Source organism: Burkholderia lata (assembly GCF_000012945.1).
Taxonomy (GTDB): domain Bacteria; phylum Pseudomonadota; class Gammaproteobacteria; order Burkholderiales; family Burkholderiaceae; genus Burkholderia; species Burkholderia lata.
Genome location: NC_007511.1, coordinates 253578 through 279159, shown reverse-complemented (window position 1 = coordinate 279159; position 25582 = coordinate 253578). Strand labels below are relative to the sequence as shown.

Annotated in this window: 24 protein-coding genes; 11 read left to right on the top strand and 13 right to left on the bottom strand. The window is 67.1% G+C overall.

Going from position 1 to position 25582, the window contains the following annotated elements:
* Positions 1 to 20 precede the first annotated feature (20 nt).
* From BCEP18194_RS24070 to BCEP18194_RS24055, 4 genes are all read right to left on the bottom strand, one after another.
* The gene (locus BCEP18194_RS24070; protein ID WP_011353875.1) at positions 21 to 1091 is read right to left on the bottom strand and encodes a PDDEXK nuclease domain-containing protein; all 1071 of its coding nucleotides are present in this window, start codon (positions 1089 to 1091) and stop codon (positions 21 to 23) included.
* 352 nt (positions 1092 to 1443) lie between these two features.
* Complete coding sequence (locus BCEP18194_RS24065; RefSeq protein ID WP_011353874.1) at positions 1444 to 2565, bottom strand: porin; 1122 nt, start codon at positions 2563 to 2565, stop codon at positions 1444 to 1446.
* Positions 2566 to 2605: 40 nt separating this feature from the next.
* The gene (locus BCEP18194_RS24060; protein WP_011353873.1) at positions 2606 to 3955 is read right to left on the bottom strand and encodes an MFS transporter; all 1350 of its coding nucleotides are present in this window, start codon (positions 3953 to 3955) and stop codon (positions 2606 to 2608) included.
* 238 nt (positions 3956 to 4193) lie between these two features.
* The gene (locus BCEP18194_RS24055; RefSeq protein WP_011353872.1) at positions 4194 to 5174 is read right to left on the bottom strand and encodes an amidohydrolase family protein; all 981 of its coding nucleotides are present in this window, start codon (positions 5172 to 5174) and stop codon (positions 4194 to 4196) included.
* A gap of 142 nt (positions 5175 to 5316) precedes the next feature.
* Between BCEP18194_RS24055 and BCEP18194_RS24050 the strand changes: the two genes are divergently transcribed.
* Positions 5317 to 6264 (top strand): LysR family transcriptional regulator, encoded by a 948-nt coding sequence (locus tag BCEP18194_RS24050; protein WP_041493159.1) that lies wholly within the window; start codon positions 5317 to 5319, stop codon positions 6262 to 6264.
* A gap of 177 nt (positions 6265 to 6441) precedes the next feature.
* Here the strand turns inward: BCEP18194_RS24050 and BCEP18194_RS24045 are convergent, their stop codons facing one another.
* Together BCEP18194_RS24045 and BCEP18194_RS24040 are read right to left on the bottom strand one after the other, a co-directional pair.
* Positions 6442 to 7557, bottom strand: a complete 1116-nt coding sequence (locus BCEP18194_RS24045) for a succinylglutamate desuccinylase/aspartoacylase family protein (RefSeq protein WP_011353870.1) — start codon at positions 7555 to 7557, stop codon at positions 6442 to 6444.
* A gap of 59 nt (positions 7558 to 7616) precedes the next feature.
* Entirely contained in the window at positions 7617 to 8390 is a 774-nt protein-coding gene (locus BCEP18194_RS24040; protein ID WP_011353869.1) for a transporter substrate-binding domain-containing protein, read from the bottom strand.
* 136 nt (positions 8391 to 8526) lie between these two features.
* Here BCEP18194_RS24040 and BCEP18194_RS24035 point away from each other — a divergent pair, with 136 nt between their 5' ends.
* Positions 8527 to 9447, top strand: coding sequence for a LysR family transcriptional regulator (locus tag BCEP18194_RS24035; protein WP_011353868.1), 921 nt, complete (start codon positions 8527 to 8529; stop codon positions 9445 to 9447).
* Positions 9448 to 9493: 46 nt separating this feature from the next.
* On the opposite strand, the gene BCEP18194_RS24030 is transcribed toward BCEP18194_RS24035, so the two are convergent.
* Positions 9494 to 10825, bottom strand: coding sequence for an MFS transporter (locus BCEP18194_RS24030; RefSeq protein WP_011353867.1), 1332 nt, complete (start codon positions 10823 to 10825; stop codon positions 9494 to 9496).
* Between the two features lie 58 nt (positions 10826 to 10883).
* Positions 10884 to 12074: a M20 aminoacylase family protein gene (locus BCEP18194_RS24025; RefSeq protein WP_011353866.1), complete on the bottom strand. Its 1191-nt coding sequence runs from the start codon at positions 12072 to 12074 to the stop codon at positions 10884 to 10886.
* 219 nt (positions 12075 to 12293) lie between these two features.
* On the opposite strand from BCEP18194_RS24025, the gene BCEP18194_RS24020 reads away from it, so the two are divergent.
* The 3 genes from BCEP18194_RS24020 (at position 12294) to BCEP18194_RS24010 (ending at position 14633) form a co-directional block, all read left to right on the top strand.
* Positions 12294 to 12932, top strand: a complete 639-nt coding sequence (locus tag BCEP18194_RS24020; RefSeq protein WP_011353865.1) for a TetR/AcrR family transcriptional regulator — start codon at positions 12294 to 12296, stop codon at positions 12930 to 12932.
* Between the two features lie 53 nt (positions 12933 to 12985).
* Entirely contained in the window at positions 12986 to 13969 is a 984-nt protein-coding gene (locus tag BCEP18194_RS24015; protein WP_011353864.1) for an MDR family oxidoreductase, read from the top strand.
* Between the two features lie 85 nt (positions 13970 to 14054).
* Positions 14055 to 14633, top strand: coding sequence for a peroxidase-related enzyme (locus BCEP18194_RS24010; protein WP_011353863.1), 579 nt, complete (start codon positions 14055 to 14057; stop codon positions 14631 to 14633).
* Between the two features lie 135 nt (positions 14634 to 14768).
* Here BCEP18194_RS24010 and gcvA read toward each other — a convergent pair whose 3' ends face one another.
* Entirely contained in the window at positions 14769 to 15677 is a 909-nt protein-coding gene (gene gcvA, locus BCEP18194_RS24005; protein WP_011353862.1) for a transcriptional regulator GcvA, read from the bottom strand.
* Between the two features lie 251 nt (positions 15678 to 15928).
* On the opposite strand from gcvA, the gene BCEP18194_RS24000 reads away from it, so the two are divergent.
* Positions 15929 to 16705: a hypothetical protein gene (locus BCEP18194_RS24000; RefSeq protein ID WP_011353861.1), complete on the top strand. Its 777-nt coding sequence runs from the start codon at positions 15929 to 15931 to the stop codon at positions 16703 to 16705.
* Positions 16706 to 16733: 28 nt separating this feature from the next.
* On the opposite strand, the gene BCEP18194_RS23995 is transcribed toward BCEP18194_RS24000, so the two are convergent.
* Positions 16734 to 17168, bottom strand: a complete 435-nt coding sequence (locus BCEP18194_RS23995) for a winged helix-turn-helix transcriptional regulator (protein ID WP_041493158.1) — start codon at positions 17166 to 17168, stop codon at positions 16734 to 16736.
* A 111-nt stretch (positions 17169 to 17279) separates the two neighbouring features.
* Here BCEP18194_RS23995 and BCEP18194_RS23990 point away from each other — a divergent pair, with 111 nt between their 5' ends.
* Positions 17280 to 17900: an FMN-dependent NADH-azoreductase gene (locus tag BCEP18194_RS23990; protein WP_011353859.1), complete on the top strand. Its 621-nt coding sequence runs from the start codon at positions 17280 to 17282 to the stop codon at positions 17898 to 17900.
* Positions 17901 to 18028: 128 nt separating this feature from the next.
* Here BCEP18194_RS23990 and BCEP18194_RS23985 read toward each other — a convergent pair whose 3' ends face one another.
* Entirely contained in the window at positions 18029 to 18904 is an 876-nt protein-coding gene (locus BCEP18194_RS23985) for an SDR family NAD(P)-dependent oxidoreductase (protein ID WP_011353858.1), read from the bottom strand.
* A 174-nt stretch (positions 18905 to 19078) separates the two neighbouring features.
* Positions 19079 to 19657, bottom strand: a complete 579-nt coding sequence (locus BCEP18194_RS23980) for a TetR/AcrR family transcriptional regulator (RefSeq protein WP_011353857.1) — start codon at positions 19655 to 19657, stop codon at positions 19079 to 19081.
* 202 nt (positions 19658 to 19859) lie between these two features.
* Between BCEP18194_RS23980 and zwf the strand changes: the two genes are divergently transcribed.
* On the top strand, positions 19860 to 21335 hold the full coding sequence (zwf, locus tag BCEP18194_RS23975) for a glucose-6-phosphate dehydrogenase (RefSeq protein WP_011353856.1): 1476 nt from the start codon (positions 19860 to 19862) through the stop codon (positions 21333 to 21335).
* An 87-nt stretch (positions 21336 to 21422) separates the two neighbouring features.
* On the opposite strand, the gene BCEP18194_RS23970 is transcribed toward zwf, so the two are convergent.
* On the bottom strand, positions 21423 to 22364 hold the full coding sequence (locus BCEP18194_RS23970; protein ID WP_011353855.1) for a LysR family transcriptional regulator: 942 nt from the start codon (positions 22362 to 22364) through the stop codon (positions 21423 to 21425).
* A 157-nt stretch (positions 22365 to 22521) separates the two neighbouring features.
* On the opposite strand from BCEP18194_RS23970, the gene dkgB reads away from it, so the two are divergent.
* From dkgB to BCEP18194_RS23955, 3 genes are all read left to right on the top strand, one after another.
* The gene (gene dkgB, locus BCEP18194_RS23965; protein ID WP_011353854.1) at positions 22522 to 23328 is read left to right on the top strand and encodes a 2,5-didehydrogluconate reductase DkgB; all 807 of its coding nucleotides are present in this window, start codon (positions 22522 to 22524) and stop codon (positions 23326 to 23328) included.
* Positions 23329 to 23397: 69 nt separating this feature from the next.
* Positions 23398 to 24513, top strand: coding sequence for an alkene reductase (locus tag BCEP18194_RS23960; protein ID WP_011353853.1), 1116 nt, complete (start codon positions 23398 to 23400; stop codon positions 24511 to 24513).
* A gap of 22 nt (positions 24514 to 24535) precedes the next feature.
* Positions 24536 to 25540: an aldo/keto reductase gene (locus tag BCEP18194_RS23955; RefSeq protein ID WP_011353852.1), complete on the top strand. Its 1005-nt coding sequence runs from the start codon at positions 24536 to 24538 to the stop codon at positions 25538 to 25540.
* The last annotated feature ends 42 nt before the right edge of the window (positions 25541 to 25582 follow it).

Here is a 25582-nt window from a genome sequence, read left to right as displayed (position 1 = left end):
CAACGAAGGTACGGAACGCGTCAGGACGTGTTCCGTACCGAATTGCGTGGCCGGATCTGCAACTGTGCCCGTTGCATCGCCTGTTGCAGTCGCTCCGTCAGCACCGCTCGCGGCGGCAAAGCGGTCAGGTACTCCGCAACGTGGATGCCGGACTTGTCCAGTTCCAGCAGTTCGATCTGCTCTGATTTCTTGCCGGTGCAGAGGATGATCCCAAGAGGTGGTGCTTCATCCGCCTCTCGCTCATGCCTGTCGAGCCACCGCAGATACAGTTCCATCTGCCCCTTGTACGCGGCCTTGAACTCACCGACTTTCAACTCGACCGCAACCAGCCGTCGCAGCTTCCGGTTATAGAACAGCAGATCGAGGTGGAAATCCTCGTCGTCGATCTGGATGCGCTTCTGCCGGGCGACGAAAGTGAAGCCTGCGCCAAGCTCCAGCAGAAAGGACTCCATTTCGCGAATGATCGCGGTCTCCAGGTCGCCTTCCTGCCAGGTGTCGCGCAGACCAAGGAAATCGAGAATATAGGGATCGCGCATGATCAGGCTGGGCGACATACGTTGCGCATCCCGCATCGTTGCCAGCTCCTCCGCGATCAATGCATCCGGCTTCCGGGAGAGTGCAGTGCGCTCATACAACATCGAGTCGATACGCTCGCGCAGCGTCCTGACGCTCCAGCGTTCCACGCTGGCCATCTGCGCGTAGTAGTCACGCTGACGCGGGTCTTTGAGCGGGACCAACGCAACAAAGTGCGTCCAGCTCAATTGTCGTATCAGCGATACGACAATCCGTTCATCCGGAAAGGTGGTAGCAAACTGCACCATGCGGCGCAGATTTTTCACGGCAAAGCTACCGCCATAATCCTTCGTCAATTGTGCCGCCAGGGTCGGTAGCACTTCCTCGCCGTAGTCGGCCCGTTTGCCCGACAGGATCTGGGTGTGAACGAGTTGACCGATGCGCCAGTAGAGCATCGTCAACTCACTGTTCACTGCCGAGGCAGTACGCTGCCGCGCCGCTTCGATCAATGCCCGAATGTCACCCAGCAGCGTTTGCGTCGCGACTGGCGATGCAACGACAACCTTGTGTCGGGTCATGCTGTTGCCTCCTCGATGTGCCGCCGACCCGCAATCGTTCGGTGTCTCCCTGCCGCCTATTCGACTGCACCGACATCGATCAGCCCGGTACCGGACCGGCGTCGCGGTGAAATAAAAAGCGGGCAGCACCGGCTGCCCGCACACGCTGATTGCATTGCAGCGTTCTGCTCACGGAACCCGGAGCGAACGACGAGCCGCCCAATTTAGTGACGCACATAGGCGCAGTCAATTTGACGAGAACGAAACTTCTACGAGCTCGTAGGACACCGCGCCGCACACTTGACGAGCAGTGCCCCCTTGCTTGCCGGCACCGTGCCCACGACACGGCCGAGTGACGCACCGCCCCCCCCACTCAAAACAGATGATGAATCCCGGCCACGATCGCGAGTTGCCGCTGCGTGCCCGACGCACCGATCGCGAAGATCGCGGCGCGCGCCGCCGCGCTCCCCGTCGCCTGCTGCGCAACCGCATGCAGGTAGACCTGCGTGCGCTTCGACAACGCATACACGTCGCCGAGCGAAGCCGACAGATAGCGGCGGCCGATGAACGACGTCGTCGACATCCCGCCCGCCACCGCATTGGCCGGCGTCGCCTGCCACGTGGCGCCCGCATCGAACGTGCGATACGAATCCGTCTGCGCGCCGGCCTTCAGCCTCACGTACGTGTACAGCGCGTGCAGCCGCACGGTGCCCCAGTCGTAGCGCGCGCCGATGCCCGCGTTCTCGACCTTGTCGGCCACATACGACAGCGCCGGACGCCCCTGGAACGTCGACAGGCCGAGGCCCGCAGTCGTATCGCCAAGCATCGGGCCGAGCGCGCGGTCGTGCTCGTTCACGTACGCGGCGGCGAGCCCGAACGATCCGTTCACGTAATCGATGCCTGCTCCCGCGATGCGTCCGCTCGAGAAATTGCCGGGCACGCCCCCGAACCCGAGCAACAGTCCGACCCTCAACCCGTACAACGCGGGCGAGCGGTATTTCACGACGTTGCTCTCCTGCGCCGACGTCGTCTCGACCAGCCCGTCGAGGTTGCCCGGGTGGGCCGCGAGCAGGTTCGACGACTGAAAGCCGTTGCCCATCGGCGCGAGCCAGTCATAGTTGAACGCGGTCTGCTGGCCGAGCGTGATCGTGCCGGCCCGCTCCGACGACAGCCCGACGTAGGCCTGCCGGTTGAACAGCGTGCCGCTGCGCATCAGCGCGCCCGTGTTGGTCGCGAAGCCGTTCTCGAGCCGGAACACCGCACGCCAGCCGGCGCCCAGTTCCTCGTTGCCGAGGAAGCCGATGCGGTCGGGCTGCATCACGCCCTGCAGCATCGCGGCCTGCGGGCTGCCCGCGCGATTGTTCACGTACGCAACGCCGGCATCCAGGCTGCCGTACAGCGTCACGCTGCTCTGTGCATGCGCGGCGCTTGCGGCCGCTGCATTCAATACCGCGAAAATCATGGCCGCGCGGCGGCGGCTTGCCGACGTCTGCATCGGTGTCTCCTCGTTGCATGGGGAATGTGACGGCTCGCGCTTATTCGACGGCTTTCGCATAGCCGCCGGCACGCGCGTAACGCAGCCCCATCGCGCCGATCGCGACGGCGGCACAGACGATCGGTGCGATCAGCAGCATGAAGACACCCGACAACCCCATCGCGCTCGCCATCACCAGCGCGCCGACGAACGAGCCCGCGATCGCGCCGAGCCGGCCGACACCGAGCGCCCAGCTCACGCCTGTCACGCGGCTGCCGGTCGGATAGAAATCGGCCGCGAGCGCATTGGCCCCGGTTTGCGAGCCGGCGACGCCGAAGCCGATCCCGAAGATGCCGATGCAGAGCGACGGCAGGTCGTCATAGCGCCACGCGACGAGGAACACGCACAGCGCGCCGGCGAGATAGGCGGCCACCAGCACCACGTACGCGTTGAAGCGGTCCATCGCGCGCCCGAGCAGGATCGCGCCGACCGTGCCGCCCAGCTGGAACATCGCGGTGACGATCGCCGCCTGCGCGAGATCGAAGCCCGCTTCGCGAAACAGGCTCGGCAGCCAGTTGGTGACGAGATAGACGATCAGCAGGTTCATCCAGAATGCACACCACAGCGCGAGCGTGCCGAACCGCAGCGGGCGCGCGAACAGTTGCGACACGGGCGAGCGCGCCGCAACGCTCGCCGGCTCGTCCGCGACGAAGCGTTGCACACTGTCCGGCGCATCGGGCGACATGCGGCGCAGCACGGCCGCGACCTGCGCGGCCGGCGCGCGTCGATGGATCAGGAAGCGGATCGATTCGGGCAGCGCGGCGAGCATCACGAGCCCGAGCGCGATCGGCAGCACGCCGCCGATGACGAACATCGCATGCCAGCCGTAACGCGGAATCACGTGCGCGGCGATGAACCCTGCCGCCGCGGAGCCGAACGTGAAGCCGCAAAACATCGTCGTGACGATCAGCGCACGGCGGGCGCGCGGGCTGTACTCGGACGTCATCGCGATCGCATTCGGCATCGCCGCGCCCAGGCCGACACCGGTCAGGAAGCGCAGCGCCGTCAGCGAATGAATCTCCGGCGCGACCGCGCACAGCGTGCTGAACAGGCCAAACGACAGGACCGACCCGACCAGCAGGCGCTTGCGGCCGAGCCGGTCGCCGAGCGGCCCCGCGAAAAACGCGCCGACCGCGAGGCCGACCAGCCCGGACGCGAGCAGCAACGTGATGCCGGTCGTGCCGGCATGCCAGTCGCTGCGCAACGCGGGCACGACGAAGCCGATCAGCGCGGTGTCGAGCCCGTCGAGTGCGACCACGGCGAAACACTGCACGGCAATCGCCAACTGGAAACGTGAGAACGGCAGCGCGTCGATCCAGCGCTGCACGTCGAATGCGGGGGTGGGTTGCAAGAGGGTGTCTCCTTCGTTTTATCCTGACGGGCCGGGCTTCCTGAGCCGGGTCCGTGCATCGCGTATCGGGCGCGGCGGACGATACGGCACGCCCGTCTGCCGCGGCCGTTGCCGATCGTTCCGATCAACTCCAATCATTCATTTGCACTGCGAATTCCGAATTCCATTCGATATCGCCGAACCGGGCGCCGCCGCACATCGCCGGATTGTTCCGACGAATCGGCAGCGCCCGCTCCGCTCAGTCCAGCTTGAACAAGCGCTTCGCGTTGTCGCGCCCGATCTTCTCCCGGTCGTTGTCGCCGATCTCGGCAGCGTCGAACCACGCGCTCGCCTCCTCCATCGATTCGAACGGATAGTCGGCCGAGAACAGCACGCGGTCGCTGCCGATCTCGTCGATCGCGTTGCGCATCGCGATCGTGCGGAAATTGCCGCTCGTCGTGACGTAGAAATGCGCGCGGAACGTATCGATGAAGGAGCGCTTCGCCTTCACGCCCATCGGGTTCTTGCCGTTCGGGGACGCCCAGTGCGACGTGCGCCAGATGTTGTGCAGCGCGAGCTCGCCGAGGTGTCCGAGGATCACCGTCAGGTTCGAGTGTTCGTCGAACAGGCCGCTGCCGATCAGGCGCAGCGCATGCACGCCCGTTTCGCGTGAAAACTCCCACGCCGGCCCCATCAGCCACGGATGGCCTTCGATCGCCAGTTGCTGGCTCGGCAGCGGATTGCGCGGGTGCAGGTAGAACGGCACGTCGAGCCGCGCGACCTCGGCCCAGAACGGCCGGTATTGCGGCAGGTCGTAGTAGGTCGCGTTGTCGGCGTGGCCGATCTGCGAGAAGCCGTTGACGAGCGCGCCCTTGAAACCGAGTTCGGTCACCGTCCGCGCCAGCTCGCGCGCGGCGGCGTCCGGATCCTGCAGCGGCAGCGCCGCGAACGCGCCGAAGCGGTCCGGCCGGCGCGCGACCTGTTCGGCCAGCAGGTCGTTCGCGCGCCGCGCGACGTCGATCGCGCGCCCCGTGTCGGTGATCGCCTGGACGGCCGGCGCGTTCAGCGACAGGATCGTGTAACCGATCCCGCACGCATCCATGCGCTCGACGCGCTCCTCCTGCACGTCGAGCAGCTGACGGCGTCGCGCCGGCCAGATGTCGGCGGTAAAGTAATGTTCGGAATCGCCGATCGTGTCCGGCGTGGCAAAGTGCTCCTCGAGTGCGATCTTGTCCCGCATGCTGCCTCCTGTGAGATCCGGGCCGCCGCGCCACCTTGGTGCGGCGAGTCGGAACCAGCATAGGAGGGCCGCGGCGCCCTGTTAAATTGCGGCGTTGAATACCGTCATTCACGGCATCTATGCCCGCCTACCGACCGACGCGATGGAACACGACCCCGATCTGCGCAACATCGACCTGAACCTGCTGCTCGTGTTCGACGTGCTGTACCGCACACGCAGCACGACGCGCGCCGCCGACGCGCTGCACCTGACGCAGCCGTCGGTCAGCAACGCGCTGAAGCGGCTGCGCACGCTGTTTGACGACGCGCTGTTCGTGAAGACGGCCGACGGCATGCAACCCACGCCGCGTGCGGACGCGATCGCGGCGCGCGTCGACGAAGGGCTCGCGTCGCTGCGCACCGCGCTGCAGGCCGGCCGCGCGTTCGACCCGGCCACGTCGACCCGCACCTTCCGCCTGTACACGAGCGATCTCGGGCAGGCAATCTTCATGCCGCCGCTCGTCGCGCATCTGCGCCGGGTCGCGCCCGGCATCCGGATCGTCACGGCCGATCCACCGCTCGATGCCGCGCAGCAGATGATGAAGCTCGGGCAAATCGACCTTGCGCTCGGCATGTTCACCGGGCTGCATGCCGATTTCCATCAGCAGCGCCTGTTCCACGAAACCTACGTCGCGCTCGTACGCAACGACCATCCGATGATCGGCGCGACGCTCACCGCGGAGCAGTTCTTCGCGGCCGACCATGTGAGCTACACACCCACGGCCGGCAGCCACGCGCACTTCGAAGCGGCGCTTTACGCGCTGTCGCCGCACGCCGGCAGCACGCGCCATGTCGTGCTGCAGCTCGCGCATTCGTTCGGTCTGGAACGCATCGTGTCGTCGAGCGACCTCATCGCGTGCATTCCCAGCCGCCTCGCCCGCGAGCTGGCGCGACTGCAGGACGTGCGCGCCGTATCGCTGCCGTTCGACACGGCGCCAGCCGACATCGCGCAGTTCTGGCATGAACGCTATCAGCGCGACGAAGGTCATCAGTGGTTGCGCACGCTCGTCTACGACCTGTTTCACGACCTTCGCCACAGTGCGTTGCCGTAGACGAATCGCAAAAAAAACGGGCAGCCCAGGGCTGCCCGTATCAACTCCACTTGGTTACAACGTCCTTCTCACGGAACACGGAGCGAACTCCGCGCCGCACAATTTAGTGACGCACGGAAACGCGGTCAATTTGACAAGAACGAAACTGCGCAGTGAACCGGTAGGACACCGCGCCGCTCACGCACCCAGCAACATTCCCTTGCGTACCGGCACCGTGCCTGTCACACGGCCCAGCGGTGCGCCAGCCGTGACGAAACGAATCGCGCGGCGCATGTAGAACACACCATCCGTGCCGCTCGAGATCGTCGTGATCGCATCCGTCAGCGGATCGACGATGTCGAACAGCGGATCGCCGGCGCGGATCGTCGCGCCGATCGCCGCGCGGTGCACGAGGATCCCGCTCACCGGCGCGTAGAACTGCTCGCTGCCCGCGAGCGGCGTGGCCGGCGCAGCGAGCGGCGGCAGGGGCGTACGCTCGCCGCGTACCGCGCCGCGCCACACGAGATAGTCGACGAGCGCATCGGCATCGCGTTCCGCATATTCGTACGTCACGTCGCGCTGGCCGCGGCACTCGACCGTCACGGCCACGGTGCCCGCCGCCATCGGCGTGCCTGCCGGCAAGTGCTGCCGCAATTGCGTCCACAGCAGGTGATGCGCATCGTCGAACGCGTGCCCGCCCGAATCCTCGGCGAGCAACGATACGTCCGCACCGAGATAACGCACGAGCGGCTCGACTTCCGGCCATGCGGTGTCGCTCGTGTACACGTGCATCACCGCTTCGAGCGAACAATGCAGGTCGATCACCACATCGGCGTCGAGCGACAGCTTCAGCAGCGCGAGCTGCAGCGCATCGAATTCCGTGCGCGGCGCGATCTCGTCGAGCGCCGCGCCGACGCACTCGCGCACGATCGCGCGATTGTGTTCGCCGTCGTCGCCGAGGCGGTCCCGCGCACGCGCGGCGATTTCCGCGAGCGGCAGGAAGCCGCGATTGAAGTTTCGGCCGCTCGCCAGATCGAAACGGCCGATGAACTGCCCGAGCAGATGATGATTGAGGCCGACCGGGTTCGCGACCGGCACGAGCACGATCTCGGCCGCGAGCCGGCCTTCGGCATCGAGCTGCGCGAGTCGCTGCTTCAGCACGAACGCCGCGAGCATCGCGGGCGTCTCGTCCGCGTGCAGCGCGGCCTGCAGGTAGATCTTGCGGCCGGTGTCGGCCGGCCCGAAATGAAAGCTCGTCAGCGTGCGCTGCGTGCCGATCGACGGCGACAGGAGCGGCGTGGTGCGAATCTGCATCGATGGTCTCGAACGAAATGAAAACGAAGAGCGGGTGAAACGGCGGAGCGACTCGGCGCTCAGTCGCCGTACGGGTTGAAGTCGAAATATTTCTTCGCGATGCGGTCGTACGTGCCGTCCTTCAGCATCGACGCGATCGCGCCGTCGATCGACGCCTTGAGCGCCGTATCCGACTGCCGCATGCCGATGCCGACACCGCGATCGCCCATGTCGAGCGGTGCGCCCACGAACGCGAAGCCCTTGCCCTTCGGCATGCGCAGGAAGCCGTAGTCGGCTTCCACGGTGCCGAGCAGCGCCGCGTCGAGGCGGCCGTTGACGAGATCGGCGAACACGTCGTCCTGGCTCTTGTACGGCACCACGCTGACGCCGGCCGGCGCCCAGTGCGCGAGCGCCCACGATTCGAACTGCGTGCCCGACTGCACGCCGACGTGCTTGCCGGCCAGCGACGCGGTCGTGCTGTCGACGCCGCTCCCGGGCCGCGCAACGAGCCGCGACTTGAAGCGGAACAGTTTCGACGAGAACAGGATCTGCTTCTCGCGCTTCTCGGTGATCGCCATCGACGACAGGATCGCGTCGATCTTGCGTGCCTGCAAAGCGGGAATCATCCCGGAGAATTCGAGCTCGACCCACTGGCACCGCAACTGCGCGCGGCGACAGATCTCGTTGCCGAGATCGACGTCGAAGCCCTTCAGGCTGCCGTCGGGCGCCTTCGAATCCATCGGCGGATAGGTCGGATCGATGCCGAGGCGCACGGGGCGCGCATCGAGCGCGTGCGCGGCGCTGGCCGTGAACGCAAGGCAGAGGTAAACGAACGGCAGGAAGGTACGTTTCATGGTCGACGAAGGGCGGGACGATGGGCAAACGGCACGAGCCGGACTGCCTGCGATCGTAGTGCGCACGCGCCGCCGCCGGAATCGCCCGCTGCCTTATCATGATCACTTTTCCCGATCACCGGCCCCGCGCTTGCCCATGGCGTTCACGCTCTCCCAGCTCCGCATCTTCCAGGCCGTCGTCGAGCACGGCAGCCTGCGCGCCGCCGCGCGCGCGCTCGATCTCGCGCAGAGCGGCGTCACGCAGCAGTTGCAGAGCCTCGAGGCGACACTCGGCGCGACGCTGTTCACGCGCACCAATCGCGGGATCGTGCCGACAGCCGTCGGCCAGCGGCTGCTCGCGCGCTCCGGTTCGATCCTCGGCGAATGCGAGCAGGTCGAGCGGGAAATCCGGCAACTGAGCGGCGCGTACGAAGGCACCGTCACGCTCGGCCTCGTGGCCGAGCCGCTGATCGATGCGTTCGCGCCGGTGCTGAGCGCGTTCCGCGCGCGCTTCGACAAGGTCGACGTGCACCTGCGCACCGGCACGTCGCGGATGATGATCGGCTGGTTGCGGGAAAGCACGGTCGATTTCGCGATCGCACTCGTCGCGAAGCAGACCGACACGACCGATCTCGCGGTCACGCCGCTGCGTACATCGGCGCCGGTGGTCGTGTGCCGCAACGGGCATCCGGCGATGCACGCGCAATCGCTCGCCGAACTGGCCGACTACGCGTGGGTGTCGACGCGCTCGCCGAACCTGAGCGCCGATCCCGTCGTCAACCGGCTGCTCGCGTACTTCGACGGGCACGGCCTGCCGCCGCCGAAGATTCTCGCCACCGTCGAAGGGATGTTCGAGACGCTGCAGCTCGTCACGCAGACCGATTGCCTGTCGCTCGAAACCGAAGCCGTGACGCGGCACGGGCCGTTTGCCGGCGCGCTCGCGAAGGTGCCCGTACGCGAACAGGCCGAATCGCAGGACATCTGCCTGCTGCAGCGCGCGGCCGTGCCGCTGACGCCGGCCGCGCAGGAACTCGCGACGATGCTCGCGTCGTACCTGAGGGTGGTGCGCGGGCGGTAAGCGCGGATTGCCGCCTGCCGCCCGCCTTGCTGCGCCGTGCTTTGCGTCAGTCGATCGAATCCCGCGCCGTCTCGCGCAGCATCGCCACCGCGATCAGCGACAGCACCACGCACGCGGCCACGTAGCCGGCCGGCGCGAGCTTGCTGCCGGTCGTCTTCACGAGCCAGGTCGCGATCAGCTGCGCGGTGCCGCCGAAGATCGTCACCGCGAGCGCATACGCGATCGAGATACCGGTCGCGCGCACGTGACGCGGCAGCGACTCGCACATCAGCGCCATTTCCGACGCCGAGCCGAGCGAATAGAACAGCAGCATCAGCGCGGTCAGCGGCAGGATCACCGACAGCGTCGGGTGATGATTCATCAGCCAGAATGCCGGGAACAGCAGCACGACCAGCACGCCGCGGCCGACGAAGATCGGCAGGCGCCGGCTGCCGAGCTTGTCCGACAGCCAGCCGAACAGCGGGCACGTGACCAGCATCACGCAGCCCGACGCGACACCGACGAACATCGACAGCTTCATCGGCAGGCCGAGCGTGTGGATCGCATAGGTCGGCATGTAGAACGTCAGGATGTAGGTCGACACCGTGCCGCCCATCACCGTGAGCATCAGCAGCAGCACCGTGCGCGTGTGCTTCGAGAACAACTCGTGCAGCACGCCGCGTTCGATGCCGTGATGGCTGTCGCCGGGCGCATCGTCGGCGAGCCGGCGGCGCAGATACATGCCGACCGGCGCGATCAGCACGCCGACGAGAAACGGCAGCCGCCAGCCCCAGCTCTCCAGCGCGTCCTTGGTCATCGTGTTCGACAGCAGCGCCGCGAAGCCCGAGCCCATCAGCGCGGCGCCGCCCTGCGTCGCGAGCTGCCAGCTCGCGCGGAACGCGCGGCGCGACGTGCCGCCCTGTTCGAGCAGCGTCGACGTCGCCGCGCCAAATTCGCCGCCCTGCGAGAAGCCCTGCATCAGCCGCGCGAACACGACCAGCAGCGGCGCCGCCACGCCGACCTGCGCGTACGTCGGCGCGATCGCGATCAGGCCCGTGCCGAGCGCCATCAGCATGATCGTCAGGTTCAGCGCGGCCTTGCGCCCCTTGCGGTCCGCATAGACGCCGAGCACGACGCTGCCGAGCGGCCGCGTGAAGAAGCCGGCCGCGAACGTCGCGACCGACAACAGCAGCGACGTGGTCGGGTCGCTCGACGGGAAGAACAGCTTGCCGATCAGCACCGCGAAGAAGCCGTACACGGTGAAATCGAAGAATTCCAGCCAGTTGCCGATCACGGCTGCGGCGATCGCCCCGCGTCGCGTGACGGCCGGTGCGCCGGGCGTGCTGGCTTCGGCAGCCCCCGTCGACGCGGGGTGCAGCGCGAGATGGTCTTTCTGCATCGTTATCGTCTCCTCTCAATGCGGCCGGAAGCGCCGGCCGCGCGCCCCGCTGCCGGTATCACCGCCCGAGGTAACGCTCCACGAGACGCGTCCAGTACGCCGCGCCGATCGGCAGGTTGCGATCGTTGAAGTCGTATTTCGGGTTGTGCACCATGCAGCCGTCCTCGCCTTCACCGTTGCCGAGCCGCACGAACGAGCCCGGCCGCTGCTGCAGCATGAACGCGAAATCCTCGCTGCCCATCAGCAGGTCGGTTTGCTCGACCACGTGCGCGTCGCCGACGAGCTCGCGCGCCACCTGCGCAGCGAAATCCGTTTCGTCATCCGAATTGACGACGACCGGATAGCCCTCGATGTACTCGACGTTCGCGGTTGCGCCATAGCTCGCGGCCTGCGTTTCGGCCAGCTCGGTGATGCGGCGCTTGAGCAGCGCGCGCACGTCGGGGCTGAACGAGCGCACGCTGAGTTCGAGACGCGCGCCGTTCGGGATCACGTTGTTCGCGGTGCCCGCGTGCATCGAGCCGACCGTGACGACCGCCGGCTGCGCGGGGTCGACGTTGCGCGCGACGATCGTCTGCAGCGCCATCACGATGCTCGCCGTGACGACCACCGGGTCGACCGTCAGGTGCGGCCGGGCCGCGTGGCCGCCGACGCCTTCGATCGTGATGATCGCCTTGTCGCCGGCCGACATGAACGGGCCGCGCCGCGTGAGGAACACGCCGGGCGCCGCGCCCGGATGATTGTGCATGCCGAACACCGCGTCGCACGGAAAGCGTTCGAACAGGCCGTCGTCGATCATCTTCTTCGCGCCGCTGTCGACGCCATGCTCTTCCGCCGGCTGGAAATACAGGTGCACGGTGCCGGAGAAGTTACGGGTCTTCGCGAGGTGCTGCGCGGCGCCGAGCAGCATCGTCGTGTGGCCGTCGTGACCGCAGGCGTGCATCTTGCCGTGCGTGCCGCTCGCATAGGGCAGCCCCGTCGCCTCGACGATCGGCAGCGCGTCCATGTCGGAGCGGATGCCGATGCTGCGCGTGCCGTCGCCCACGCGCAGCGTGCCGACCACGCCCGTCTTGCCGACCCCGCGCGTCACCTGCCAGCCCCACTGTTCGAGTTTCTCGGCGACGAGCGCGGCCGTGTCGTGCTCTTCGTACGCGAGTTCGGGATGGTGGTGGATGTGGTGGCGGATCTCGCGCAACCCGCCGGCGGCGGGCATCAGATCCTCGACTTCGGTGAATCGGGTATCGGTGGTCATCAAGGGGCTCCTGCTGTTTGTCTGCACACGCCACGCGTGCGTGCGGGAAAGCGAGCCACTATAGCGAGCCGATATCGGTTCAATAAGATGCGGAATTTTTCACCGCGATAAGATTTTTTAATCAGGGTTAGTACGGGCACGGCCCGCTGGATCGACCTCATCGAACGCGATCGCCACGCGACCCGTTGATTTTTGAGACGAACGGTCTATTATTCGCACATGGACGTTCGAACTGATCCGCCTCGCCGTCGCGGCAGGCCACCGAAGCAGCACGAGGACCTCGTCGCCACGCGGGACATGCTGCTGCGCTCCGGGCTGGAAGTGCTCACCGAGAAGGGCTTTTCGGCGACCGGGCTCGACGAGATCCTCGGGCGCGCCGGCGTGCCGAAGGGCTCCTTCTATCACTACTTCGACAGCAAGGAAGCGTTCGGCCTCGAACTGATCGACCGCTATGCCGACTTCTTCGCGCGCAAGCTGGACCGTCATTTCAGCGACCCGGCGCGCTCGCCGCTGCAGCGCGTGCGCGCATTCGTCGACGATGCCCGGGACGGCATGGCCCGCTACGCGTACAGCCGCGGCTGCCTGATCGGCAACCTCGGGCAGGAAATGGGCGCGCTGCCCGAAAGTTTCCGCGCCCGCCTGCGCACCACGTTCGAAGACTGGCAACGCCGCCTCGCCGAATGCCTGGCCGCCGCGCAGCAAACCGGTGAACTGACCGATTCGGCCGATCCCGCCGAACTCGCCGCATTCTTCTGGATCGGCTGGGAAGGCGCCGTGCTGCGCGCGAAGCTGGAGCGCAGCGACACGCCGTTGACCCTGTTCGCGCAGTTTTTCTTCAATGGACTGCCGCGTCGCTGAATTTTTTTGCCATTAACTAGACGATCGGTCTAGAAATTAGAAAGGAGGACGGGATGTTCCAGGGCATCGTGATCGACAAGGACGAAACCGGCCAGCACGCGCGGCTGCAAACGCTGGACGACGCGCAGTTGCCCGCCGGCAACGTGACGGTACGCGTGGGCTATTCGACGCTGAACTACAAGGACGGGCTGGCGATCACCGGCAAGAGCCCGGTGGTCCGCAAGTTCCCGATGGTGCCCGGCATCGACCTGGTCGGCGAAGTCGAAGCGAGCACGCACCCGGACTATCGCCCCGGCGACCAGGTCGTGCTCAACGGCTGGGGTGTCGGCGAAACGCACTGGGGCGGCCTCGCGCAGAAAGCCCGCGTCGACGGCGACTGGCTGGTGCCGCTGCCGCCCGCCTTTTCGCCGCAACAGGCGATGGCCATCGGCACGGCGGGCTACACCGCGATGCTGTGCGTGATGTCACTGGAGCGACACGGCGTGCGCCCGGGCGACGGCGAGATCGTGGTGACCGGCGCGGCAGGCGGCGTGGGCAGCGTCGCCACGGCCATCCTCGCCAAGTTGGGATACCGCGTCGTCGCAGTGACCGGCCGCCCCGCCGATGCCGACTACCTGCGGCAGCTCGGCGCCGCGGAGATCCTGGAGCGATCGCAATTCAGCGAGCCCGGCAAGCCGCTGGGCAAGGAGCGCTGGGCCGGCGCGGTCGATGTGGCGGGCAGCCACGTGCTCGCCAACGTGTGTGCGACCACGCGGTACCGCGGCGTCGTGACGGCCTGCGGCCTCGCCGCCGGCATGGATTTCCCCGCAACCGTCATGCCGTTCATCCTGCGCGGCGTCACGCTCGTCGGGATCGACAGCGTCATGTGCCCGCGCGCCGATCGCCTGGAGGCATGGCGCCGGCTCGCGTCCGATCTCGATGTCGAGAAGCTGGGCGCGATCAGCCACCAGGTCGGCCTGGGCGACGCCATCCCGCTTGCGGGGGAATTGATCAACGGCAAGGTTCGCGGGCGTATCGTGGTCGACGTCAACGCGTGACGCCGCCGACTACCATCCGCGCTTCTTAATTCGGACGGCGGCTCGCGCATCGAGCGCGTCCGTTCCACGTTATCCAGGAGACCTCATGACCGCCGCAAACACCGCCCCCATCAGCCGCTTTCCCGTGCCCGCGCTCGAAGACTTGCCCGAGGACATTCGCGAACGCATCACGACCGTCCAGGAAAAGTCGGGCTTCATCCCCAACGTGTTCCTGACGCTTGCGCATCGCCCCGACGAGTTTCGCGCGTTCATGGCTTACCACGACGCACTGATGGACAAGCCGGGCAACCTGAGCAAGGCCGAACGGGAGATGATCGTCGTGGCCACCAGCAGCGTGAACCAGTGCCAGTACTGCGTGATCGCGCACGGTGCGATCCTGCGCATTCGCGCGAAGGATCCGCTGATCGCCGACCAGGTCGCCACCAACTATCGCAAGGCCGACCTCACCGCCCGGCAGAAGGCGATGCTCGACTTCGCGATGAAGGTGTCGCAGGCCGCGCATCTGGTGGGCGAAGCCGACTTCGATGCGCTCAAGTCGCAGGGTTTCGTCGAAGAAGACGTGTGGGACATCATGGCGATCTCGGCTTTCTTCGGCATGTCCAACCGCATCGCGAACGTGACGAACATGCGGCCGAATGCGGAGTTCTACGCGCTGGGGCGCTGAGCGCACACCGAGCGATCGTGCGGTCACGCGGGCTGGACGCGGCGACTACGGCCGCGTCCAGCCCGTCGTGTCGTCGGAGGACGCGAGCGCAACGATGCCTGTCGCGCTCGCCGTCGCGGCCAATGCCGCCGGCATTCAGTCCGTCCCGCACAGAAACACGCGAATTTCCTCCGCGAGCCAGTCGCGCAACGCGCACACCTTCGGATCGTCCTTGCTGCCGATCCGATAAATCAGGTCGTGCCCGCGCTCGGCCTGCAACGCGTACTGCGGAAACGGCGCGACGAGACGCCCCGCCGCGATATCGTCCGCGACGATCACGCTGCGCCCCAGTGCAATGCCTTCGCCGCGCATCGCCGCCTCGATCGCGAGACTCCCGTGGCTGTACGCCGGCCCGCGATCGCTGCGCGCGCCACGAATGCCGGCCAGCGCGAACCACTGCTCCCAGTTGGCCAGCATCCGGTCCTCGTGCAGCAACGTGCAGTCGACGATGCGCTCGACGGATGCAAGCCCGTCCATCTTCGCCCGATACGCAGGACTGCAGACGGGCGTCACCGTCTCTTCGAGAATCCGCTCGGCGAGTACGCGCGGATAACGCCCGCTGCCGTAGCGAATCGCCACGTCGGCCTCGCCTTCGTTCAGGTCGACATGTGCGTCGGTCACGTCGAGATGGATGTCGAGTTCCGGATGAAGCGCCTTGAACCGATGCAGCCGCGGCGCGAGCCACTTGTTCGCGAACGACACGCTGGCATTGATCTTCAGCCGCGTGACGCTGTCGTGTGCACGCAGCCGTTCGGCCGCCTTCGTCAGGTCGCCCAGCGTGCGGCTCACGTCGAGCAGGAAAGCCGCGCCGGCCTCGGTCAATACGATGCGCCGCGTCAGGCGCTGGAACAGCGCGACGCCGAGATGGGTTTCGAGGTTCTTGATGTGCCGGCTGACGGCACCATGCGTGACGTGCAACTCCTCGGCCGCCAACGTCATGCTCAACAGCCGGCCGGTCGCCTCGAAGGCGCGCAGCGTTTGCAGGGGAGGAAGCCGGTCGAACACGATGGCATTACGCGTGAGTTGTACTCACGCATTGTATGTCGATAAATGGTTTGTCAGCGCCCGCGGTGGCTCGCAATATCGAAGGCAGGCGCAGATCGATGGCCGTGCCGGCCGATGCCCCGATTGCGTCCATGCACCGCTTTTCCGTCATGCGTCACAACCGGAATTGCGGCTGCGCTTCATGCCTGAAGCCGCGATACCCGGCGCGCGCTTCGTTCGAGGGTCGCGTAGGCCGGGTCGTGCCGCTCATCATGGATCATCTTCTTTTCAAGCTCGTCGCCACCCCGCTGCTGCTGGCCGCTGCCACGCTCGCCGCACGCCGCTGGGGCGAAGCGATCGGCGGGCTGCTGGTCGGGTTGCCGCTCACGTCGGGGCCGGTCTCAGTGTTTCTCGCGCTCGAGCACGGCCCCGCGTTTGCCGCGCATGCGACGGCCGGTTCGCTCGTCGCGACCGCAGGGCAGGCAGCCTTCTGCATCGCATATTGCCGGCTGGCGAAACGTGGCTGGCCCACCGCACTGGCCGGTGCCGCCGCCGCGTTTTCCGTCATCGCGTTCCTGCTGAAGGCCAGCGCGTTGCCGGAAACCGGCCTGTTCCTGATCGCGATCCTTGCGGTCGCGCTCGTGCTGAGCGTCGTGCCCGCCGCGCCGGTCAGGGCCGCGCGGCTCGATCCGCCGCGCTGGGACCTGCCGCTGCGCATGGCGCTGATCGCGGGCCTCGTGATCGGCGTGACGATGATCGCGCCGTATGTCGGGCCGGAAACGAGCGGCGTGCTGGCTTCCTTCCCGTTCATGGTGATCATCCTCGCGGTGTTCGCGCATCGCATGAGCGGCGCGGCCGCTGCGCAGCAACTGATGCGCGGGATGGCAACCGGGCTGCTCGGCTTCGCCGCGTTCTTCCATGTGCTGAGCCTGACGCTCACGCGGCTGGACCTGGTTCCCGCCTATGGTCTCGCGATCGTCTGTACGCTCGCGATCCAGGCCGTGTCGCTGTACCGGATGCGCGTGCCGGTCGCCGTACCGACCGAATGAACCGACCGGGGCGAGTCGTCGCGCACGCCTATCGGCTGCGATATACGACGCCCACGCCCGGCTCCGGCGCCGCATCAGCCGCGTCGTCGAAACGCTCGCGCGCTTGGGCGATCGGCTGCTTGTTCTTCTCCGCCCACATGACGAGCGCCATCACGGGCTCCAGCAGCGTTGCGCCGAGCGGCGTGAGCGCGTAGTCGACGCGCGGCGGAATCGTCGGGAATACCGTCCGCGTAACCAGCCCGTCGCGCTCCAGCCCGCGCAACGTCAGCGTCAGCATGCGCTGCGAAATCCCGTCGATCTCGCGTTTCAGCTCGTTGAAGCGCCGCGAGCCGTCGCTCAGCGTCGCGATGATGTAGAGGCTCCATTTGTCGCCGATCCGGTCGAGGATCTGGCGGGTCGCCTGGCAGTCGTTGTCGCTCGGTCGGGGCATGGTGGCAGGAACATCGATGTGACTGGGGCACAACCCTGTGCGTTCTTGTGGGACCCGGGCGCGAACCCTAGCATTCCACATGCTTTTTGGTAACCAAGTTATCAAAAGTTACCTGGTTCTCATCTTAGCCCGAAAGGAACGCTCATGAGCCGCATCCTGTTGATCACCTCCAGCCCCCGCAGCACCGACAGCCTGTCCACGCGCTTCGCGCACGACCTCGCGCGACAACTCGCGGCGCGCGACGCAGCCGGCGCCGTCACGCTGCGCGACCTATCCAACGATCCGCTGCCGCATATCGATGACGCATACATCGTCGGCCGCATGCTGCCGTCGGACGCGCGCAGCGCGGAGCAGGCGCAAGCCGTCGAGCTGGCGCAAGCGCTCGTCGACGAACTGCGCGCCGCCGACATCGTCGTGATCGGCTCCGCGATGACCAACTTCGGCCCGTCCACGCAGCTGCGCGCGTGGTTCGACCGCGTGATCTGGCCGCAGGTCACGTTTCGCTATGGCGAAAGCGGCGTCGCCGGCACGCTGGAAGGCAAGCAGGTCTATCTGGTGACCGCCAGCGGCGGCATCTTTTCGGAAGGCCCGTATGCGCCCTTCGACTACCAGTCCGGTTATCTGAAGCATCTGCTCGGCTTCATCGGGATGACCGACATCCGCGAAGTGCGCGTGGAAGGCACCGTGTTGGGTGCCGAGGCGGTGCAGGCGGCGATCGCGAAAGCCGGGCAGGAACTGCAGGCGCTGGTGGAACAGGCCGGTTGATGTAACGGCAGGCAACGCCCGTCGATCGCATGGGCGCTGCCGCGCCGATGCCTGCGCGCAAGTGAGGTGCACGCGCCGGCATCGGTCGGCTGCTCACGCCGCCCGGGCAGCCCTGCGGATGTCAGCGCTCACTCCAGCCCCTTCAGCGCCTCCAGTCCGTCCGGCAGCTTCGCATCCGGAAACTGCGTCGACAGCGTCGTGTCGCGCCACCGTGCTGCCTCTTCCGCGCGCTGCTTCTCCGCCTGCTCGCACACGAACAGCGCATCACCACCGAGCAGCAACCGCATCGGCACATCCTCGCGGCGCGACAGCTCGACGATCAGCGCCGCGATCCGCGCCGGATCGCCGACTTCGTGGCCGCCGTACGCACCGAGCAGCTCGAGAATCTTCCCGACCGACGGCTGATAGTCGGGCAGCAGGCCGTCGATACCGCGCTTCGCCTGAGCGGCCCAGTCGGTGCGCATCCCGCCCGGTTCAAGCGTGCAGACACGCACGCCGAACGGCGCGACTTCCTTCGACAGCACGTCGCTGAATCCGCCGACCGCCCACTTCGCCGCCTGATACGCCGACAGGCCGGCCGTCGACGTACGCCCGCCGACCGACGACACCTGGAAGATGTGCCCCGCGCGCTGCGCGCGCATCGTCGGCAGCACCGCACGCGTCAGGTTGATCACGCCGAACAGGTTCGTTTCGATCTGGTCGCGGAAATCGTCGGCGCCCATCTGCTCGAACGGCGCCGTATGGCCGTAGCCCGCATTGTTCACCAGCACGTCGATGCGGCCGAACGCGTCGCGCGCCGCCGCGACGGCCTGCGCGGCCGCCGCTTCGTCGGTGACGTCGAGCGCGACCGGCAGCAGCCGGTCGCCATGACGCTCGGCCAGATCGGCCAGCCGCGCGGGATCGCGCGCACCGGCCACCAGCCGGTCGCCCGCCGCCAGCACGGCCTCCGAAATCGCTCGCCCCAGGCCGCGTGCGGCCCCTGTTACCAGCCAGACTTTCGACATTTTTCCACTCCTTGATCGAGGTGAAACCACAAAATGAATGATTACTCACTCATTAATAACGACGATGTACCGGTCGTTCATGACCGCCATCACCCTGCCTGAAACCCGCTACCCGTCCTCGCCGCAGCGCGTGAACGTGAATCCGCCCACGCCACCACGGCGGCAACCGTTGCCTTACACCGCGTGCAACACGGCCCACAACGCGCGAAACCCGGCCTCCCGGTACGCATCGGCCCGCGCCGGATCGCGCGCGACCGATTCCATCGCCGTTTCCGCGATCGACGTAAACAGCGCCGCGCAGAACGCATGTGCTTCGTCGGGTTTCAGCGCGCCCGACGCCGCAACCTGCTCGCGCAGCAGCGCATTGATCCCGCCGAAGCCTTCGGCGCCGGCCGCGCGATGCGCGTCGTCGATACGCCCGCTCACGCCGAGCTGCTGCAGCGCGCGCCGCCCGTCCGGATTCGCGACGCCCCACGACACATAGCCGTTCCACGCGTGCCGCAGCGCCTGCTCGACCGGCGCGCTCTCCGGGTAACCCGTCATCATCGCGTCGCGCATGTCCGCCTTCAGGCTCAGGTACAACGCGTTCAGCAACGCGTCCTTGGTCTCGAAATACGTGAACACCGTGCCTTCCGCCACACCGGCGAGCCGCGCGATACGTGCGGTCGTCGCGGTTGCGCCGTCCTCGGCGAGCGCGCGTGCGGCCGCGGCGAGGATGGCTTCGTGCTTGTCGGGACTGCGCGGACGGGCCACGTTCGATTCCTTTAATGAGTGAGCGCTCAATCATAATGGGGCGATCATACGGAATGCAAGCGCTGTTACATCCGGGGGAACCCATACGCAATCCATCAAAACCGTGCACTATTAGTGTTTTCACGTACTGGTGCGTTCACGTATCGGCGCCCGGTGCCTCGACGTTCGTTTCACGTTCCCCGTTTCAAACCGCGAACCTCCCATGACGAATCAGCCTACCCAGACCGGAGCCGACCGGCCCGTCGACATGATCATCTTCGGCGGCGGCGGCGACCTGGCCGCCCGCAAGCTGTTGCCCGCGCTGTACATGGCGCACCTGCACTGCAACCTGCCGCCTGAAACGCGCATCATCGCAGTCGGCCGCCGCGACTGGGGCATCGATGGTTATCGCAAGTTCATGGACGAGCAGTCGCGCCCGTTCATCGACGAAAAGGCGTTCGATCCCGCCGCCTGGAGCCGTTTCCTCGACCTGTTCAAGTACGTGCTGATCGACGTGAACGCGCCGGACGACTACCTGCGGCTCGCGGAAGCGGCGCGCGGCGACGCGATCCGCGTGTTCTACCTGTCGACGTCGCCGGAGCTGTTCACCACCATTTGCGACAACCTGTCGGCCGCGCATCTCGTCGACAAGCACTCGCGCGTCGTCCTCGAAAAGCCGCTCGGCCACGATCTCGCGTCGGCGAAGGCGATCAACGATGCGGTCGGCAAGCACTTCGAAGAATCGCAGATCTATCGGATCGACCACTATCTCGGCAAGGAAACCGTGCAGAACCTGATGGTGCTGCGCTTCGGCAACCCGATCTTCGGGCCGCTGTGGCAGGCGCCGAGCATCCGCAGCGTGCAGATCACGGTGGCGGAGTCGGTCGGGGTCGGCAGCCGCGCGGGCTTCTACGACCATACCGGCGCGCTGCGCGACATGGTGCAGAACCACCTGCTGCAGCTGCTGTGCATCGTCGCGATGGAACCGCCGGTGTCGCTCGACCCGGACGCGGTGCGCGACGAGAAACTGAAGGTGCTGCGCTCCCTGCGGCCGATGGCAGTGGCGGACGTCGCGCGCGACACGGTGCGCGGCCAGTACACGGCCGGCGCGGTCGACGGCCAGCCGGTGAAGGGCTATCTCGAGGAAGACAACGTGCCGGCAGACAGCCGCGCGGAAACCTTCGTCGCGCTGCGCGCGCACATCAACAACTGGCGCTGGGCGAACGTGCCGTTCTTCCTGCGCACCGGCAAGCGGCTGCAGCGCCGCCAGTCGGAAATCGTGATCGAGTTCGCGGACATGCCGTTCTCGATCATCCCGACCGGCCCGCGCCACTACAGCAACCGCCTCGTGATCCAGCTCCAGCCGGAAGAGTCGATCCAGCTGCAGATGCTCGCGAAGGAACCGGGCAGCGGCATGAACATGGTGCCCGTGAGCCTGAACCTCGACCTGCAGCAGGCGATTCCGGAGCGGCGCGCGGAAGCGTACGAGCGTTTGCTGATCGACGTGATCCGCGGCCGCCTCACGCACTTCATGCGTCGCGACGAGCTCGAAGCCGCGTGGTCGTGGGTCGAGCCGATCCTCGACGGCTGGAAGCAGCTCGGCGACCGGCCGCGCCTGTACACGGCCGGCACGTTCGGGCCCGCGGCTTCGTCGGCGCTGCTCGCGCGCGACGGGATGTCCTGGTCGGAAGAAGCGTAACCGCCACACGACGGCGTGCCCGAGTGCGGCACGCCGGATCGCACGTCAAATCGCACGGGGCGTGCCTCGCCCCGTCGTCCCTGCCGCCTACTGCGGCTCCATCCAGGACGCAGCCTTGCGCCGCCCCGGCGTATCGTTGCCGCTGCCGCCCAGCGCCTCGATCAGGTAATCGACGAACGACGCGATTCGCGACGAGATCGCGGTATTGCGGTAGTACACCGCGTGGATCGGCTGCTCGACCTCGAGCGTCTGGCGCGCGAGCACCTGCACGAGCCGGCCCGCCTCGCGATCCTGCGCGGTCATGAAATCCGACAGGCATACGACGCCTGCGCCATCGAGCGCGAGCTGCCGCAGTGTCTCGCCGCTCGACGACCGGATGCCCGGCTCGATACGGCACGGCTCGCCGTCGGCACCGAGGATCGGCCACACGTTCAGCGATTCGGGCTGCGTGAAGCCGAGCAGCGTGTGCTTGTCGAGATCCTCCACCTTGCGCGGCTGGCCGTGCGCGGCGACATACGCGGGACTCGCGAAGATGCGTATCCGGCTGGTGCCGATGCGCCGGCTGTGCAACGTCGAATCCTTCAGCCGGCCGATCCGGAAAGCGACGTCGGTGCGCCGCTCCAGCAGGTCGATGATGCCCTCGTTGCTGTTCAGCTCCAGCTCGACGTTCGGGAAGCGTTCGCGATAGCCGCGCACGAGCGGCACGATCACGTGCAGCATGAACGGCGTCGCCGCGTCCACGCGCAGCCGCCCCGACGGCATCTCGCGCCGCGCGAGCATCTGCTCCTCCGCCGTCTCGACCGATTCGATGATCGCGCGCGCGTCCTGCAGGAATGTGCGCCCCTCCTCGGTCAGTTCGAGCCGGCGCGTGGTCCGGCGCAGCAGCGTGGTCTTCAGCTTCTCCTCGAGCCGCCCGAGCGTGCGGCTCGTCGCCGACACCGTAAGGTCGAGCTGCTGCGCGGCCGCGGTGATCGAGCCGGAATCGACCACGGCGGCAAAGGCCTGGAGTTCGTCGAGCGTAATCTTCATCGCCTCATTCTTGATCTCAAATCAAAACAATTTGGTTTATAGACCCGTTTTTCGGCAAAAGTAAAGGCGGCACACTAGGCGTCACTCGAACCTGATTCCGCTTCCGACGCCGGCCCGACCGACGAATCGAAGCCATTCCACCCTCCAGGAGCACATGATGAGCAAGATTCCCGCATTCGGCCTCGGCACCTTCCGCCTGAAGGGCCAGGTCGTGATCGACTCGGTCCGCAACGGCCTCGAAGTCGGCTACCGCGCGATCGACACCGCGCAGATTTACGGCAACGAAGCCGAAGTCGGCGAAGCGATCGCCGCGTCGGGCGTGGCCCGCGAAGACCTGTTCCTCACGACCAAGATCTGGGTCGACAACTACGCGCCGGACAAGCTGGTGCCGAGCCTCGAAGAAAGCCTGCGCAAGCTGCGCACCGACCACGTCGACCTGACGCTGATCCACTGGCCGGCCCCCGACAACGGCGTCGCGCTCGACACGTTCATGACCGCGCTCGCCGATGCGAAGGCGCAGGGCCTCACGCGCCGGATCGGCATCTCGAACTTCAACATCGCACTGACGAAGCAGGCGATCGCGGCCGTCGGCAAGGATGCGATCGCGACGAACCAGATCGAGCTCAGCCCGTACCTGCAGAACCGCAAGCTCGTCGAGTTCCTGAACGCCGAAGGCATCCACGTCACGTCGTACATGACGCTCGCGTACGGCAAGGTGCTCGGCGATCCGGTAATCGGCGCGATCGCGCAGCGTCACGACGCGACGCCCGCCCAGGTTGCGCTCGCGTGGGCGTTGCAGCTCGGCTACTCGGTGATCCCGTCGTCGACGAAGCGCGAGAACCTGGCGAGCAACCTGCTCGCGCAGTCGCTGCGCCTGACCGACGAAGACATGGCGCAGATCGCCGCGCTCGAACGCAACGGCCGCGAAGTCGACCCGGCCGGCCTCGCGCCGAAGTGGGACTGAACGCGCCACGCGCGACTCATCGATTGATTCGCCGTGGCCCGCGGGCCACGGCACCGACAGGACATCCCCATGACCCAGGACCCGCTTTTTCAACCGCTGCGATTCGGCGCGCTGACGCTGCCGAACCGCATCGTGATGCCGCCGATGACGCGCTCGCGCGCCAGCCAGCCCGGCGACGAAGCCAACGAACTGATGGCCGCGTACTACGCGCAGCGCGCGAGCGCCGGCCTGATCGTCAGCGAAGGCACCTATGTCGCGCCGCTCGGCAAGGGCTACGCATGGACGCCCGGCATCCATACGCCGTCGCAAGTGGCCGGCTGGCGCAAGGTGACGGACGCCGTGCATGCCGCGCACGGCCGGATCTTCGCGCAGCTGTGGCACGTCGGCCGGCTGAGCCACACGAGCCTGCTCGGTGGCCGACAACCGGTGTCGTCGTCGCCGCTGCAGGCGAAAGGCGTGAACGTGTTCGTTGCCGGTGAAGACGGCAGCACACCCGGCTTCGTGCAGGCGTCCGAGCCGCGCGTGCTGACGATCGACGAGATCCGCGAGATCGTCGATCAATACCGCACCGCCGCGCGCCACGCGATCGAGGCCGGCTTCGACGGTGTCGAGCTGCACGGCGCGAACGGCTATCTCGTGAACCAGTTCATCGACTCGAATGCGAACACGCGCACCGACGCATACGGCGGCTCGCTCGAAAACCGGCTGCGCTTCCTGCGCGAAGTCACGCAGGCGCTGATCGACGGCACCGGTGACGCATCGCGCGTCGGCATCCGCCTCGCACCGCTGACGACGCTGAACGGGTGCGTCGACGACGATCCGGAAACGACCTACCTCGCGGCCGCGACGCTGCTCGGCAAACTCGGTGTCGGCTACCTGCACATCGCGGAAGCCGACTGGGACGACGCGCCGCTGATGCCGGTCGAATTCAAGCAGCAACTGCGCGCCGCGTACCCGGGCGTGCTGATCTACGCCGGCGCGTACACCGCCGAGCGCGCGCGCGACGCGATCGCCGCCGGCTGGGCCGACCTGATCGCGTTCGGCCGCCCGTTCGTCGCGAACCCCGACCTGCCCGAGCGGCTGCGCACCGGCGCGGCGCTCGCGCCGCACGACCGCAACACGCTGTTCGGCGGCGGCGAGCGCGGCCTGACCGACTACCCGACGCTGGCCCAGGCCGCGGCCTGAGCCGGCCTACCCGAGACTGCTCATGAGAATCACGCTCCCTTCCCGCCTGGGTTTCGGCACCGCGCCGCTGGGCAACATGTACCGGGACATCCCGCACGAAGAAGCGCTGGCCACGGTCGACGCAGCGTGGGAAAGCGGTATCCGCTACTTCGACGCCGCGCCGCTGTATGGCGCCGGCCTCGCCGAGCTGCGCCTCGGTGAAGCGCTCGCGGGGCGCCCGCGCGACGCGTATTCGCTCGGCACCAAGGTCGGCCGGCTCGTGCTCGACGAGCACGAAGACGCATCGCAACGCGATCTCGGCGAAAAAGGCGGCCTGTTCCGCCACGGGCTGCCGAACCGGATCGTCTACGACTACACCGAAGACGGCACGCTGCGCTCGATCGACGCGAGCCTCAAGCGGCTGCGCACCGACCGGCTCGACACCGTGTGGATTCACGACCCGGCCGTCGATTTTCACGGCGACGCATGGCGCGACGTGTTCGACGTCGCGATGTCGGGCGCGGCCAGGGCCCTCACGCGGCTGCGCGACGAAAAGGTCATCCAGGGCTGGGGCCTCGGCGTGAACCGCGTCGAGCCGTGCGAACTCGCACTCGAACGCGCGGACCCCGACGGCTTCCTGCTCGCCGGCCGCTACACGCTGCTCGATCATGCCGGCGCGCTCGAACGGCTGATGCCGGACAGCGCCGCGCGCGGGCTCGGCATCATCGTCGGCGGCCCGTACAACTCGGGCGTGCTGGCGGGCGGCACCCACTACGAGTATCAGCCGGCCACGCAGGCCATGCTCGACCGCGTCGCGCGCATCCGCCAGATCTGCGAACGATTCGGCGTCGATGTCCGCGCGGTGGCGCTGCAATTCTCGCTCGCACACCCGGCAGTCGCCGCCGCGATCCCCGGCGCGAGCCGGCCCGATCGCATCGACGACAACCTGCGTCTAGCGGCGGCGTCGATCCCGGCCGAACTGTGGGATACGCTGAAAGCCGAGCGCCTGATTGCCGCACATGCACCGACGCCGGTGGGCCCGGCTTGAGGTTGAGCCGGGCATGCGCGGCCGCGTCAACCAACGGCCGCG

What these genes read in the sequence shown, in the direction of transcription:
- BCEP18194_RS24035 (WP_011353868.1), top strand. Translation starts at nt 8,527, where the DNA reads ATGGCGTTCACGCTCTCCCAGCTCCGCATCTTCCAGGCCGTCGTCGAG.
- BCEP18194_RS23955 (WP_011353852.1), top strand. Translation starts at nt 24,536, where the DNA reads ATGAGAATCACGCTCCCTTCCCGCCTGGGTTTCGGCACCGCGCCGCTG.
- BCEP18194_RS24050 (WP_041493159.1), top strand. Translation starts at nt 5,317, where the DNA reads ATGGAACACGACCCCGATCTGCGCAACATCGACCTGAACCTGCTGCTC.
- BCEP18194_RS24065 (WP_011353874.1), bottom strand. Translation starts at nt 2,565, where the DNA reads ATGCAGACGTCGGCAAGCCGCCGCCGCGCGGCCATGATTTTCGCGGTA.
- BCEP18194_RS23990 (WP_011353859.1), top strand. Translation starts at nt 17,280, where the DNA reads ATGAGCCGCATCCTGTTGATCACCTCCAGCCCCCGCAGCACCGACAGC.
- BCEP18194_RS24055 (WP_011353872.1), bottom strand. Translation starts at nt 5,174, where the DNA reads ATGCGGGACAAGATCGCACTCGAGGAGCACTTTGCCACGCCGGACACG.
- BCEP18194_RS24070 (WP_011353875.1), bottom strand. Translation starts at nt 1,091, where the DNA reads ATGACCCGACACAAGGTTGTCGTTGCATCGCCAGTCGCGACGCAAACG.
- BCEP18194_RS24000 (WP_011353861.1), top strand. Translation starts at nt 15,929, where the DNA reads ATGGATCATCTTCTTTTCAAGCTCGTCGCCACCCCGCTGCTGCTGGCC.
- BCEP18194_RS24010 (WP_011353863.1), top strand. Translation starts at nt 14,055, where the DNA reads ATGACCGCCGCAAACACCGCCCCCATCAGCCGCTTTCCCGTGCCCGCG.
- BCEP18194_RS24025 (WP_011353866.1), bottom strand. Translation starts at nt 12,074, where the DNA reads ATGACCACCGATACCCGATTCACCGAAGTCGAGGATCTGATGCCCGCC.
- BCEP18194_RS23970 (WP_011353855.1), bottom strand. Translation starts at nt 22,364, where the DNA reads ATGAAGATTACGCTCGACGAACTCCAGGCCTTTGCCGCCGTGGTCGAT.
- BCEP18194_RS24040 (WP_011353869.1), bottom strand. Translation starts at nt 8,390, where the DNA reads ATGAAACGTACCTTCCTGCCGTTCGTTTACCTCTGCCTTGCGTTCACG.
- dkgB (WP_011353854.1), top strand. Translation starts at nt 22,522, where the DNA reads ATGAGCAAGATTCCCGCATTCGGCCTCGGCACCTTCCGCCTGAAGGGC.
- BCEP18194_RS23960 (WP_011353853.1), top strand. Translation starts at nt 23,398, where the DNA reads ATGACCCAGGACCCGCTTTTTCAACCGCTGCGATTCGGCGCGCTGACG.
- BCEP18194_RS24045 (WP_011353870.1), bottom strand. Translation starts at nt 7,557, where the DNA reads ATGCAGATTCGCACCACGCCGCTCCTGTCGCCGTCGATCGGCACGCAG.
- BCEP18194_RS24015 (WP_011353864.1), top strand. Translation starts at nt 12,986, where the DNA reads ATGTTCCAGGGCATCGTGATCGACAAGGACGAAACCGGCCAGCACGCG.
- BCEP18194_RS24020 (WP_011353865.1), top strand. Translation starts at nt 12,294, where the DNA reads ATGGACGTTCGAACTGATCCGCCTCGCCGTCGCGGCAGGCCACCGAAG.
- BCEP18194_RS24030 (WP_011353867.1), bottom strand. Translation starts at nt 10,825, where the DNA reads ATGCAGAAAGACCATCTCGCGCTGCACCCCGCGTCGACGGGGGCTGCC.
- BCEP18194_RS23985 (WP_011353858.1), bottom strand. Translation starts at nt 18,904, where the DNA reads ATGTCGAAAGTCTGGCTGGTAACAGGGGCCGCACGCGGCCTGGGGCGA.
- zwf (WP_011353856.1), top strand. Translation starts at nt 19,860, where the DNA reads ATGACGAATCAGCCTACCCAGACCGGAGCCGACCGGCCCGTCGACATG.